At 60.4% G+C, this 13,340-nt stretch carries 10 protein-coding genes and 2 pseudogenes; 5 read left to right on the forward strand and 7 right to left on the reverse strand.

What is annotated here, in order from left to right:
• Positions 1-11: 11 nt before the first annotated feature.
• From BG60_RS26300 to BG60_RS26315, 4 genes are read left to right on the forward strand one after another with little or no spacing between them, the layout of a single operon-like run.
• A complete protein-coding gene (locus tag BG60_RS26300; protein WP_014194501.1) occupies positions 12-962 on the forward strand; it encodes a VOC family protein in 951 nt (316 codons plus the stop codon).
• Positions 880-1,833 carry a fumarylacetoacetate hydrolase family protein gene (locus BG60_RS26305; protein ID WP_321197082.1) on the forward strand — a complete coding sequence of 318 codons (954 nt, stop codon included), beginning with the start codon at positions 880-882 and terminating at the stop codon, positions 1,831-1,833. The genes BG60_RS26300 and BG60_RS26305 overlap by 83 nt, the downstream gene beginning before the upstream one ends.
• Positions 1,834-1,877: 44 nt before the next feature.
• Positions 1,878-3,197: an MFS transporter gene (locus BG60_RS26310; protein ID WP_050878708.1), complete on the forward strand. Its 1,320-nt coding sequence runs from the start codon at positions 1,878-1,880 to the stop codon at positions 3,195-3,197.
• A gap of 33 nt (positions 3,198-3,230) precedes the next feature.
• Positions 3,231-3,932 carry an SDR family NAD(P)-dependent oxidoreductase gene (locus BG60_RS26315; protein ID WP_014194504.1) on the forward strand — a complete coding sequence of 234 codons (702 nt, stop codon included), beginning with the start codon at positions 3,231-3,233 and terminating at the stop codon, positions 3,930-3,932.
• Positions 3,933-4,715: 783 nt separating this feature from the next.
• Here BG60_RS26315 and BG60_RS26320 read toward each other — a convergent pair.
• Positions 4,716-5,951: an MFS transporter gene (locus BG60_RS26320; protein ID WP_034473335.1), complete on the reverse strand. Its 1,236-nt coding sequence runs from the start codon at positions 5,949-5,951 to the stop codon at positions 4,716-4,718.
• Positions 5,952-6,082: 131 nt separating this feature from the next.
• Positions 6,083-6,613: pseudogene (locus tag BG60_RS26325) on the reverse strand (porin); the annotation flags it as partial.
• Between the two features lie 48 nt (positions 6,614-6,661).
• Between BG60_RS26325 and BG60_RS26330 the strand changes: the two are divergent.
• Positions 6,662-7,684 (forward strand): IS30 family transposase, encoded by a 1,023-nt coding sequence (locus BG60_RS26330; RefSeq protein WP_034473306.1) that lies wholly within the window; start codon positions 6,662-6,664, stop codon positions 7,682-7,684.
• A gap of 30 nt (positions 7,685-7,714) precedes the next feature.
• Here BG60_RS26330 and BG60_RS26335 read toward each other — a convergent pair.
• The 5 genes and pseudogenes from BG60_RS26335 to BG60_RS26355 form a co-directional block, all read right to left on the reverse strand.
• Positions 7,715-8,281 (reverse strand): annotated as a pseudogene (locus tag BG60_RS26335) (porin); the annotation flags it as partial.
• A gap of 906 nt (positions 8,282-9,187) precedes the next feature.
• Complete coding sequence (locus BG60_RS26340; RefSeq protein ID WP_014194509.1) at positions 9,188-9,484, reverse strand: putative quinol monooxygenase; 297 nt, start codon at positions 9,482-9,484, stop codon at positions 9,188-9,190.
• 254 nt (positions 9,485-9,738) lie between these two features.
• Positions 9,739-10,377 carry a hydrolase gene (locus BG60_RS26345; protein WP_014194510.1) on the reverse strand — a complete coding sequence of 213 codons (639 nt, stop codon included), beginning with the start codon at positions 10,375-10,377 and terminating at the stop codon, positions 9,739-9,741.
• 205 nt (positions 10,378-10,582) lie between these two features.
• A complete protein-coding gene (locus BG60_RS26350) occupies positions 10,583-11,527 on the reverse strand; it encodes a VOC family protein (RefSeq protein ID WP_014194511.1) in 945 nt (314 codons plus the stop codon).
• Positions 11,528-11,541: 14 nt separating this feature from the next.
• Positions 11,542-13,335, reverse strand: a complete 1,794-nt coding sequence (locus BG60_RS26355; protein ID WP_034473307.1) for an FAD-dependent monooxygenase — start codon at positions 13,333-13,335, stop codon at positions 11,542-11,544.
• Between the last annotated feature and the right edge of the window lie 5 nt (positions 13,336-13,340).

Here is a 13,340-nt window from a genome sequence, read left to right on the forward strand (position 1 = left end):
AGTCGATCCCGATGACCACGCAATCAGGACGACGCCCGAATACCGTCGGCGTTCACTCCGTTCACGAGTTCGTCTTCTCGGTGCCCGATCTCGACGAAGCCGAGGGTTTCTATACGGCCTTCGGCCTGGACGTGCGCCGGCGCGACGATCGTCTCGATCTGTTTGCCGCCGGCCGGCCGCACCGATGGGCGTCGATCTACGCTGGCGGCTCATGCCAGCGGCTCGAGTACGTGAGCTTCGGAATCTTCGCGGAAGATCTAGGCGCGATGCGATCGCGCATCGCCCGCGACGGCATCGAAAGCGCGCCGCATCCGCTGTCGGACGGCGCGGGGCTCTGGCTGCGCAACCCGGACGGCACGCCGGTTCAACTGCGGGTCGGCCCGAAGGTGTCGCCCGACGAAAAGACCATGCCGTCGCCCGCGCAGCCGATCGCAACCGGACAAGGCGCGGCGCCGTCGCGCAGCCGCGTTGCGAAAGTGCGTCCGCGCCGTCTGTCTCACGTGCTTTTTTTCAGCCCGGACGTGCTGCGCATGGTGCGCTTCTGCGAAGACGTGCTCGGCCTGCGCCTGTCGGACCGCTCGGGCGATGTCGTCGCGTTTCTGCACGGCCCGCACGGCTCCGATCATCATCTAGTCGCGTTCGCCAAATCGACCGGCCCCGGACTGCATCACTCCAGCTGGGACGTCGGCAGTATCGACGAGGTCGGATGCGGCGCCGAGCAAATGCGCAACGCGGGCTTCCCGGAAGGCTGGGGCGTCGGCCGGCACGTGCTCGGTTCGAACTACTTCTACTACGTGCGCGACCCGTGGGGCAGCTTCGCCGAGTATTCGTTCGACATCGACTACGTGCCGCACGAGATCGACTGGCCGCCCGCAGACCATGCGCCCGCAGACTCGCTCTATGTGTGGGGCCCCGAGGTTCCCGAATTCTTTTTCGTCAATTTTGAGCAGGCGTCGGCCTGAAGGAGACAACGTGAGACTCATCGCATTCGTCAACAGCAACGGGCAGCCCGCGATCGGCGCGCGTATCGATGCAAACAATCTGGTCGACCTGACCGCGGCGGGCCTGCCCGATTCGCTCGACGAGTTGCTCCGCATGGGTGAGGCTGGCACGCAAGCGGCGCTTGAAGCGATGAACCGCCGCGGCGTCGTGACGCCAATCGAGGGCTTGCGCTATCTGCCGCCAGTGCGTCAACCATCGAAGGCGCTGGCCATCGGCCTCAACTACATCGATCACGCGGCCGAAAGCAGCTTCGCGCCCCCTAAGGATCCGGTGATTTTTAGTCGCTATCCGTCATCATGGGTTGCGCACGAGCAGCCGATCGTGCGTCCGCGCGTCTCGACGCAGTTCGACTATGAAGCGGAACTGGTGGCCGTGATTGGCAAGCCCGGCCGCTACATCCCGAAGGCGTCCGCGCTCGAGCATGTGGCCGGCTATTCGGTGTTCAACGAAGGCTCGATCCGCGAATACCAGTTGCGCACCAACCAGTGGACGATCGGCAAGAACTTCGACGCGAGCGGCTCGTTCGGCCCGGAGTTGGTCACCACAGATGAGCTTCCAGCAGGGGCGAAGGGCCTGCGGATCCGGTGCCGCCTGAACGGCGAGACGATGCAGGACGCGGATACGAAGGACATGATCTTCGACGTCGCGACCCTCGTCGCCGCATGCTCAGAAGCAGTCGAGCTGCAGCCGGGCGACATCATCATCACGGGCACGCCGTCGGGGGTCGGCCTGGCCCGCAACCCGCAAGTATGGATGAAGGCGGGCGACGTCTGCGAAATCGAAATCGAAGGCATTGGCCTGCTTCGCAACACCGTGATCGACGGGGCGTGAAGCAACCGCGACCGACCAGACAATATATAGGAGGAGACAACGTGATGAACCAGAACTCGGAACACGCGGAAGCGGAGCGGGCGGTCGCCGGCTTTCGCAATCGCGTGCTGCCCCTGCTGTTTGCGGGGTATGTGCTTAACTTTCTCGACCGCACCAACATCAGCTATGCCCAGCTGCAAATGGGCGCGGATCTCGGGATCTCGCTCGCGGCCTACGGCTTCGGCGCCGGCCTGTTCTTCGTTGGCTACGCGGGCTCGTGCGTGCCGGCCAATCTCGCGCTAAAGCGTTTCGGCGTTCGGCCCTGGCTCGCGTTCGTGTTCGTGGCCTGGGGGCTCGTATCGTGTCTGATGGCCACGCTGCAGGGCGAGAAGTCGTTTTATGTGCTGAGGTTCCTGCTCGGCGTGATCGAAGGCGGCTTCATTCCCGCTGTCAACTTTTACTTCGCCAGTTGGATTCCGCCGCGCTTTCGCAGCCGGATCAACGCGGTGTTCATCACGGCGATCCCGCTCGCGATGATCTTCGGCGGTCCGCTCGCGGGCGCATTGCTGCGCATCGACGCGTGGATGCCGGGCTGGCGCTGGCTATTTCTGATCGAAGGGCTGCCGACCGTTGTGCTCGGGCTGATCGTCTTGCGCTTCCTGCCCGCGACGCCGCACGACGCACACTGGCTCACCGAGCAGCAACGCCGTTCGCTGCAGGAGGTGATGAGCGAGGAGACCGCGGAGGCCTCGTCTTCGTCCGGGGCCCGGGCGTCGGAATTCGCCGTGTTCCGCGAGCCGTTGTTGTGGGGACAACTCGTCGCGCTGCTGATCGCCTACGCGGCGACTTTTGCGCTGGCCTATTTTCTGCCGACGATCCTGAAGCACCTGTATCACATCACGCCGCTTCAGATCGGCATGCTGCTGATAATCCCGAATGTGGTGGCATTGACGTTCAGCTATCTCATCGGGCGCAGCAGCGAACGCTGGGGCGACATTCGCTGGCACCTCGCGGCGGTCTGCCTCATCGGCAGTGTCGGATTCTTCTTGCTTCCGACCGCTGCGGAGGTGTCGCTTGGCGGGTTCATCGCGGCCGTGTCGATCATCACGGGCTATACGATCGCGTACTACGGCCCGCTCAATACGTCAATTCAGAACACTATCGGCGCCCACGCCGGACCGCTTGCGCTGGTGACGACTATTGGCTCGATCGGCGGATTCTTCGGGCCAACGCTGACGGGCTGGGTGATGCAGGCTACGGGCGGACAGTGGGATATCGCGGCGCGCGTGTTCGCGATCGCCACGCTAGCAAGCGCCGGGCTCGCGATCGTCTGCGTACGTAACCGGCACACGGCAGTGAAAAATCTGGCACGGTCTCGCGCTTAACCGTGCCCGTCGCCGACACATCGAGAGGCTGGCATGAACAATGTGGAAGAACGGATCGCCATTGTCACAGGCGGCGCAAGCGGCATCGGACAGGAGTGCGTGCGCCAATTGCGCGCGGCAGGGTGGCGTGTTGTCGTCTGGGATCGCAGCGAACAGGAGGGCGGCGTCGCCGTGAATATTGCCGACTACGCGGCCGTCGCCGCCGTCGCGAAGCAGCTCGACGGAGTCGACCTGCTGATCAATGCCGCCGGCATCGCGGGCGGTCGCGAGCCGGTGGCCGAGAAGGACCCCGCCGAATGGGACAGCGTGTTGGCGGTGAATCTGGGCGGCACATTCTACTGTTCGCACGCGCTGTACCCGCAACTGCGCAAGAAGCGCGGGGTGATCGTCAACGTTGCGTCCGTCGCCGGCACCGTGATGATGAAGGGGCGCGCGCACTATGCGGTCTCGAAGGCGGCCGTCGCGACGCTGACACGCTCGCTTGCAAACGAATGGGCATCCGACGGCATTCGCGTGATCGCGGTTGCACCCGGTTACGTGAAGACGCCGATGATTCAGCGCTCAATCGAGGCGGGCGAGCTCAGCGAGGAGAAGCTCGCTGCGATGCATCCGATGAACCGCCTGGCATCGACGCAGGAAATTGCGGCTGCGATGATCGCGCTTGCGCAGCCGCCGTTTCAGTTCATGACAGGGGAGATCGTGACGATAGACGGTGGCATGACGCTCGGAAAATAGTCAGCCGACTCTCCTAGTGAAGCGTTAGACCCTTAGCATGCGAATGTCTGATCGCAAGGAAGTCCTCGCTTCACACCGGGAATCGATGTGCAAACCGGCTCTCCTTTGCTTCCTGCTGAACCCCGCAGCCAAGAAACATAGCCAAATGACGCTGGCCAATTTACATTGGGTATCGCTGTTATTGGCTATGCAGCATCAAGATAGCTAGTTGACGTGTACTCAACTTGGCTACGTGATCCAGCATGCAGCGATTCATGAAGAGTGCTTAACCCGGTTTTCCGTTCCACTGCGCCTCAGACCCCAAGATCAGTACGGTATCGAGGCGACACGGGTCGAACAGGAGTTACAGGGGCTGCTTATTGAGGGGCGGACGGAGGGGCGGACGCTGAGGCGCGGCAAGATCCTGCCGGATCAGCCGGCATGCGCATCATCCGAACCTACTTCGTGCGTGGCAAAGTGATCGAAGTAACCAGCGGCGTCCATCCTGCGAGTCGCCTTAGCTACTCGATGATTTATCACCTGACGCAAACGCCCGGGTAGGCAGGGTACACGATCTGCGGCACTGACAGGTCCCGGACAGGTGATCAACCGAATTTCACCCGCCTGCTTGGCCGGAAAAGCGCAGAGAGACGGGCGCGCGCTCCGGAGAGCGCCCGTCCCCTCTCTAATGCCACGCCAAAGCACGGACGTTCATTGCTTTCGGTAAAGGCACGCCTGCTTCCTTTGCGGCGACCAGCCGCAGCGCGACGCCTGTCTTGGAATCCCGCTCGGACGATCGATCTTTCACTGTACAGCAGGAACCGCCGCCTTTAGCCGTGCCGGCGCAGTCTCCTTTAGCGAAAGTGCGACGACCAGGGCGCCCAATCCGAGATGCATGATGTACTGAATGCCGAAGTGCTTCGCGACATAGCCCGCCACCGCCGGGGCGACGCCCCCGCCGAAGATCTCGCCGATGCCTATGACAAGTCCAGACGCCGTGGTCATCAGCGTCGCGGGTACGGACTCCGCGCTGATTGGTCCCACGGTCAGCGTGATCATACTGAACACGAAGAAGATCGTGGTCGTCAACAGAACGAACAAGAGCAAAGGTTCGGCGCCCGTACGCGATAGCGAGTAAAGCGCAGTGAACGCGCCAACGACGCAGATAATCATGACCGGCTTGCGTCCGAGGCGATCGGACAGCGCGGGCATTGTCAAAGACCCTAGCGCTCCGCCCGCGCCAATCGCGGATAGCACGAAGCCCATTTGCTCCAGGCCCAGATGCAGATAGTCGGTTAAGTAGTTCGGAAGCAGTGCGCTCAGCACAATAAGACACGTCAGCCAACACAGCATCCCAACAACGTTCAACGGGACATTCCTGTAGCGGAGCACCTCGTGCCATTTATGCTTAGCCAGGTCGTGCGTCTCAGTATGAACCACTGCGGCAGCCGGTTGTGTATCGCGCAAGATCCTGTACGTGAGATAGCATACGATGAGTCCCGGCACCGAGACCATGGCAAAGATCCAGTGCCACGGCATCACCTTGAGCAATTGCGTGACCAAGATCGGCGCGATTCCCAAACCGAACAGCGGCAACGCAGTCTGTTGAATCCCGACGTTAAGGCCATGCCTTGTCGGACTCGATGCATCAAGGGTGGCGGTAATGCTGGACGGTGTGTACGCGCCTTCTGCGAAGCCCATCAACGCGCGGATCAGGATCAGGCTGCCCACGCCTGCGGCGAGACCGGCTGCACCCGCCAGCAGCGAAAAGGCGACGGTGGCCGGAATGAGGACTTTTCGGTGACCGATCCGATCGGCAAGGTTGCCGGTGAACATAGCGGAAAGGCCCCACGCGATAGCAAGCGCGCCAGTGATGTGCCCCAGGTCCTGGTAATCAAGCCGGAGTTCCTTCATCAACACCGGAAATAACGGCATGATCATAAACCGGTCGATCCCAACCAAGCCGAATCCGAGTGACAGCAACGTCACAATCTTCCACTCGTAAGCGGTATCCCAATCGGGTGTGATTTTACTTTTCATGTTGCTATGCTCCATCTGTTGGTTTCGCTCTGTCGCCACAGGCTGCAGAACCTTTCGCTTGGGGCTCGTCTAGAACAGCAACGCTTCGCGCCTTTGGCTTAAGTCCGCGGGTGTCGAGCTAAGACAAGTGACTAAAATCGGGTGCTCAGACCAACGCGCGCAATCGCTTGGGTTGCGCTGCTCGACGCACCATTCGGGTCCAAAATGCCGTTGATCTGAGCGTGAGCGCCGCTATTGGCGCGCTGATAGATGCCAGAGACATACACCATCGTGCGCTTGGACAGCCAATAATCGAGCGCGGCCGTGATTTGATGAGCGTGATTGTTATCGAGGTTCTCGTTACCTTTCATATAAACGTAGTCCGCACCAAGCATCAAAGACGGCGTGAATTGCCAGATGCCTCCCAGCTCCGCCATCCACGCTGCGCCCCCTGATGCCGAATTTCGAACCGTCGTGAACAGCGCGTTGGTGGTCAGATTTCCAAGCTTGTAATGTGCGCCGGCGCCCCAGTTCTGGACACTTGTGGCCGGTGCGCCCGTCACGGCACCATATTTCTGATTGGTATAAGCGGCGGCCACACCGAATGCGCCGAGGTCGTAGTTGATGCCAAAACTCGCCGCGTTATTGGCGCCAATCGACCCTGGAACACCGCCAAAGACATGGCGGCCTCAAATGTGAAGTGCAACACCTGTTTCGTATAAGGTGTTGCGATGCACGAAACAACTCAGTATCAACAGCTTCAACCCGAAGAGCGCCTGACCATTGCAAGCCTGCATTTGCAGGGTTCGAGTATCCGGGCCATGGCCCGGATACTCGGCCGCTCGCCAGCCACCGTCAGCCGTGAACTGAGGCGAAATGGTTCTCCCGCTGGCTACGCATCCGTACCTGCAGAAGCGCTCAGCGCCGCGCGTCGCAGTGCGGGTCGTCGTCCCACAAAGCTCTCCCCGCAGAGTGTGTGCTGGCGCATCGTTCTTACCCTGCTTGAGTGGAAATGGTCACCTCAGCAGATATCGGGCACACTCAAGCGCATGTATCCGACCGACCCGACCCAGCACGTGTCCCACGAAACTATCTATACGGCCATCTACGCCCAGCCGCGCGGCGAACTGCGCCGTCAGCTCATCGCCTGCCTGCGCCACGGCCACAGCACGCGCATGCCGCGCACACGGGGTACAGACCGACGCGGGCAGATTCCCGACATGGTCAGCATTCATGTGCGGCCGCCTGAAATCGAGGACCGACTGCTTCCCGGACATTGGGAGGGCGACTTCATCAAGGGCGCCAACAATGCGTCTTCAGTCGGAGTGCTGGTGGAACGGACCAGCCGCCTAGTGCTGCTGGCAAAGATGGAAGATGCCACGGCTGCTTCCGCGCTGGCAGGCTTCTCTACCAAACTCAATTCGATTGCCGAGCCATTACGGCAGAGCTTCACCTACGACCAAGGCAAGGAAATGTCGCGACATGCAGAGCTCAGCGCCGCCACAGGTGTGAAGGTGTACTTCTGCGACCCGCACAGCCCATGGCAACGCGGAACTTGTGAAAACACCAACGGACTGCTGCGCCAGTATCTGCCCAAAGGCACCGACCTTTCGGTCTACAGTCAGGACGAACTTGACGCCATTGCCGACAGTCTGAACAGCAGGCCTCGCGCCACTCACGCCTTTCATTCGCCACTCGAGGTCTTCGCCGCCACACTCGCTTCCGCAGCTCAACCTCATGGCTCTAAACATTAAATCCGCTGTTGCGCTTCAATCTTGAAACCGCCCATACATTGCACCGATGCGCAGCCCGGCTAAAACCGGGCTGAGATACTTGACGGAGTTGGACATGCGTTGGCTGCCACCCGTACGATCCCAGTCGAATGCACCGGTTGGGTTGTTAGGCAGTGCCAGCTTCTGGAAAGGCCCATTGCGCAGGTTGTACAAACCGCCAACATCGCGCGCGGCGTCATTGCCGGCACCGAACAACGCGTCGGACATAAATTCGTACTGGTTTCCGAGTGTCACCGTTCCGAAATGATCGTCTTCGAGCCCAACATAAGCGGTTCTCGCAAAGAGTCCGCCGCCGATGGTTGCGCCATTTGCCAAAGAAAACTGGCTGACCAGCCGAAAGATGGCCTTGGTACCGCCCCCGAGATCTTCGCTACCGACCATGCCGAACAGATTCGGCATGAATATGCCATCGTCAAACTTGGTGTTGCTGTGTCCGCCCTCATTGCTCACATAACTGATACCGGCGTCCATTAGCCCAAATAACGTGACGCTACTTTGCGCATGAGATTGGCCGTGCAGCGCCAACCCAGCCAATGCCAGACTCAAATGTTTCTTCATCTTGTCTCCCAAACCAAAATGGTTCGACCGAAATTTCTGCGGTCATTTGACCGGTGCGTGACGGGCCCAGGATCGCCGGCGCGCGTATCCGAATGTCTGCTGCTGCATGGATTTGCGACCGCCTTTTTATCTGCGCTTGCCGCTCGTGCTATTGAAGCCGCAAATGGTCCAAACGCGAACCCCGACCTTGGCCGATTGAAGCTCCGTCGCGTCAATTAGTAGTGCTAATAAACGGTCTACACTCGATATATGCACCTTGCGGCGCAATTTAGATCAACCCGAGTTCCAGAGATAGGCGAACGTCAACCGATGCGCGTTAGATCGGCCGGTCGAGCGCATCTGACTAAATGCTATGCAGAGTTAAAATAATCAGAGGCTTTCTGCCCAAAAGCTGGGTCCGTGAGTCGACGTATATGGAACGTAAGCCTCGAACACGAAATATCTAGAACTCGTTCTGAGTGAATGGACTTGCATCGTCCAGCCAATCATATGGTTCGATCGACTGACGCAATAGACTAAGACTAACCTCCATCGGCTCCCAAGCCGGGGGGATGGCGACGGGCAGGGACTCACCGGCCTTTACACAAGGCGTCGAGGAAACTAAGGCTTGATTTTTCATAAATTGAACCACGTTCGGTAGCGCGGCCGCGCCTGCTAAACGCTAGTTCAGTAGCGCAGCGCGCACTATGACAGACACCGTTCTTTCGCCAAAGGATCGGAGTGGAACCGACGGCTCGCGCGCACCGGACCAGATCGTTCACGATTCTGAACGGGACGTTTACGTAGCAGCTATCAACTGCTGAGGCGATTCAGTTGGGCGACAGGACGATGTTCCGTGACGAGCTAATGGGTGGGAGCGGCCCCCGCTTCTCCGGTTCGCACCTCATCCATAATCTCGCGAGGCGCTTAGGCGATGCGATCGAGTTGGTAGAACAAGTCCACCTTTTCAACGGCATCCGCACCCGTTGCCTGGAACCGCCGGATGTGTTCGCTTTCTGAATGATGCCGTTCTTGTGCCTGCTGGGTGGCCCAGTGTTCGACGAAGACAAACCGTCGCGGGTCGTCCTGCTGGACGAATAACTCGTATCGAAAATTCCCTTCGTCCCGGCGTGACGGTTCGACCACGTCAACCAAGCTTCTTCGCAACTCGTTCTCCCGCCCTTCCTTTGCGTACATGATGGCAAGTACAAAGAAGTCATTCATAGCTCCTCCTTCAAAAATCATCGGGCGATTGCCGCACAAACTCAGATATGGCAGAGGCGCGTAAAACGCCACTTACGCGCCGTCGTGCCTTGAGGTCGCCGCTTCCTCAGAAGATAAGCCGCGTCGCCATAAGGCCAAGCTGCCAAGCTTGGAAAGAGACGCGACGGGCATCGGCTATCGTGCGTTGTCGACGTTGTTCCCACCTGAACACGTGTCCGGCCAAGCTCCCGACGCTGAGCTGTCCGGCGGATCGATTATTCGCGATCGTATGAGAATTGAATGCCGGCTGTTCCGCCAGTTTCGACGAACAAATTGATGAACGCCGGCACCGTCTCCTGACGTGCCCAGTCACGTTGCAGTTCACAAAACAGTTGGGCCACGCTGATCATCTGACCTCCGGCCTGCTCGATCCGGCGCAACGCTGCCTCATGCGCCGCAACCGAGGTTCCACCGACTGCATCGACCACTACGTAGACCTCGTAACCCTCTTTCAACGCATCCAGCGCAGGGAATGTAAGGCACGCTTCGGTCCACAACGCGGTCATGATCAGCTTCTTGCGGCCCGTTGCTTCCACTGCCTTGCGGAATTCGACGTCTTCCCACGAATTGATCGAGGTCCGGTCATAGGTTGGATAATCACCGAGCGCTTCACGAAGCTGCGGGATTGGTGGCTTGTTCAATCCCGACTTCACATTGACGGTGGAGTGGATGATTGGGAGCTGATACGCGACAGCAGCCTTGGACGCACCGACGATGTTGTTGATCAGCAACTGGCGGTCCATGGAAGCGATCGAGTTCACCTGCACCGGCTGATAGTCGATAACGATGAATGCGGCGTTTTGCGGCGTCAGAAGGTGGTCGCTGGCGGGATCGCGGCGGGGTTCGCTAGACATGGTTCTTCTCCAGAGGGTAGGCGTGCTGACTCGCAGCGCGCGTGGTTGCTCGTATCTGAACCCGGGGTATCTGGTCCTGTCAGATACAAGCGATTTCAATTGAGTTTTCGGTCTCTGGCATTTGACCGAAGGCGAGGATGGCACGTGGCCTATAGCCGGCTGCCACAAGTAAGCGGTCTTTGGACCACCCTTAGATCGCGGTTGGTTAGCGTTGCGCTTCCGTGTTCTCGATGAAGTAAGCGGGCACGTCCGGCCCCCACAGGTAAAGCGAGTCCTCCGGCGGATGGTCGGCACTCGGCCATTCCACGCCGGGCGGGACGAAGTCGATGTCGGCGGAGTACTCGCAAAACGAGCCCCATGGATCGCGCACGTAGTGGAAATGATTCGATCCGAGTACATGCCGACCGACACCCCAGCCATCAACGAAGCCGGCCCTCGCCATCTGCATTTTGCCAAGTCCGACTTCCTCGACTGTCGGTACGTCCCAGGCGCTGTGATGCCAACCTTTTGCGCTCGACTGAACGAACGCCACAAGATGGTGATCACTCCCATGACGCCCATGCATGAATGCAACGATGCCCTTCGAGCCGTCAGAAAACTTTAGGCCAAGCGCGTCACGATAGAACTGGATTGCGCGCTCGATATCGGGCGTAAAGAGCAGCACGTGTGATAGCCGCGTCGGATGCACGGCCGGTGCTTCGTGCCGCGCGGCCGCGCCGCGCAAGCCGCGGCGCACCTTCGCCGCGACCGCCGCTTTCTTCAGCCCCGGTGACGTTTTGTCGCCTGTTCGGATCTGCAGCCGGTTGCCGTCAGGGTCTTCGAACCAGAAGCCCTCGGGATCGTGCGCTCCCGCGTGCGCAGCGCAAGGCTTGCCGCCTGCAGTTTCAACCTGCGCGGTCAGCGCGGCGAGATCATCGCCGAAACAGTTGAGCGACAGATACGCGAGCTGCTTGCGCGAGCCTTTGAGGACCCGTGCCCAAACGTGGTCACTGGCGCTGGCCCGCAGCTCCAGCCCGTCGATGGTTTCATCAACCGCGAGCCCGAAGGCGCCAAAAAAAACCTTCGCCGCCGAGAGGTCAGGTACTTCGAGCGCAAAATGATCGATTGAATGCACGCCGACTGACGCGACGCGCGGTGCTAACACTGCCATGACGGTCCTCCCAGTTAAGCGTCGACAGCCGACTGGCGATCCGCCGTTGCTGAGCTCGCGCTCGGCTCGCGCCCCAAAATCGCTGTGAATACACGACGCAACTCCGCCACCGGGTCGGCATGGAGCTTCTCGGCGCGATAAGCAACGAAACGGTCGGGCCGCACCAGCACGCAGCCGTGGTCCTCGATTTCCCGCTGTTCAGTCCATCGGCCGTACACGTCTTCGGCCTCGCCACCATGCCCGATCCGCAGCGCCCGCAATGGGATGCCGAACTCGCGGCTGATCGTGTCGGCCGCTGCGAGCCAGCGATCTCCGCCGATCCCCGTCAGCAGCGTGAACGCGCCGTGACCAGCCAGATCCAGCGTCGAGATCAGCTCGCCGTTGCGTTGCACCCAGGCGTGCGGCAGATATGCGCCCGGCGTCGTGGTCGGCTGGTAATACAGTTCTGGATCGCGGGTCGGTTCGGGAAATGCGGCACCGTCACGCACGACCGCCGACGACGTATAGCGTTGACCCAGCTCGACCCCGTGACAGTTGAACTGATAGTTCTGCAGTTCGATCGCGGCCGACAGCGCCTTGCGTTTTGCGCGGCCGTCTTCGGAGTCGGCAAACAGGTGGTCGAGCGAGGCCCAGCCTTCGTCGACACTCTGTCCCTGGCGAAAGCCCAGCGCCTGCGGAATCGGCTGCATGTCGATCACCGACTTCATCGCACGGTTCACCACCTGTTCTGCGACTGGCTGGCGCTCGTCCGAATAGCTCTGCAGAAGCGACGGTGCGGCTTGTCCCTTGACGATCAGTGCGAGCTTCCATGCGACATTGAACGCATCCTGAATTGATGTGTTGGTACCGAGCCCGTTGGCCGGCGGGTGGCGGTGTGCCGCGTCGCCTGCGATCACCACACGGCCCTTGATCATGCTGCGGGCGTGCATCTTGTTGATCGTCCACTTGGAGACTGATTTCACCTTGATCGGGATATCCGGGTCACCGATGGTTGCCCGCGCCCGTGCGATCACGCCTTCGTCGCTCAGGTCCGGCTCGCCTTCCTTCGGGTCATACATGAAGAGCAGTACCCACTCGTTCCAGGGGCGTACGCAGATCCAGGTGCCACTGCCGACCCAGTAGTCACTGCCTGGCTGCGCCATCCAGTACAGGACGCCGGGGCGGTGTGCACAGTACCTGGTCAGATCCACTTCAAGCCAGCAATTCGCCGCGCAACCAAGACCCATCTCGCCGTCGTGCTCGAAGCCGATGCTCTTGACGACCACGCTTCGTGCGCCGTCCGCGCCAACCGCGTAATCGGAGACGATCTCGAACTCCTCGCGGGTGTTCACGTCGACCACGCGTGAATACACAGCATCTTCCGTTTGTCGCATCGACACCAGTTCCGTGTTGAACAGAACATGGGCGCCATATTCACGGGCGGCGGTCAGAATCACCGGCTCCAGCAGGTGCTGCGGCGCATTGCACATTTTCGAAGGGCTTGCCAGCTCATAATCGGCCTTGCGCTTCTCGCCGGTGCCCCACGTTTGCAGCCGTGCCAGCTCGACGCCGGCGAAACTGGTCGCCCACACATTGTTGCTCATCAACTCGCACGGAACGGCGAGCGCCTTCACATGCTCCTCGATACCGAGGTCGCGGAACACTTCGATGGTGCGCTGGTTCGTGATGTGGGCGCGCGGCGAATGCGCGGTGCCCGGCCAGCGGGTGATGGCGAGTACTTCAACGCCATACTTTGCGAGCAGCGCCGCCGTGGTCAGGCCTGCGGGGCCGGCGCCCGCGACGAATACCGGCACTCGAATTTGTCTCATGTCTC

This window comes from Caballeronia zhejiangensis, assembly GCF_000698575.1.
GTDB lineage: Bacteria > Pseudomonadota > Gammaproteobacteria > Burkholderiales > Burkholderiaceae > Caballeronia > Caballeronia zhejiangensis.